We start from the raw sequence: 297 nt of genomic DNA, 5'->3' as shown, positions 1-297 counted from the left end.
CCTTGTCCTTGGGCTTGTCCGGCTTGCCCTTCGCCTTGGCCGGCGCGGTCGTCGACGCGGGGGTGATCGGCGCCGGCGCCTTGGCCGCGGCACCGGCCCTGGGCTTGTCGCGCACCCAGATGGCCTGCTCGTCCTGGCGCAGTTCGAACACGTCGGTGGCGCGGATCAGGTCGCGCAGCTTGCGGTAGTCGTAGTTGCGCGAATCGAATGAAGACTGGTTGCCGACCTGCTTGCCGACCGAGGCTAGGTTGGCCTAGCCATCGTCCACGCCGGATGAGTAGAGCGCGCTGCGAAGCA

Annotated in this window: 1 pseudogene; it reads right to left on the bottom strand. The window is 68.0% G+C overall.

Features of this window, described 5'->3' with window-relative positions:
- Positions 1–238, bottom strand: a pseudogene (locus SB775_RS28620) (OST-HTH/LOTUS domain-containing protein); the annotation flags it as partial.
- Between the last annotated feature and the right edge of the window lie 59 nt (positions 239–297).

Source organism: Peribacillus sp. SIMBA_075 (genome assembly GCF_046534585.1).
Note: the sequence above shows the minus strand (reverse complement) of the source record. Positions and strands in the feature narration are given on the sequence as shown.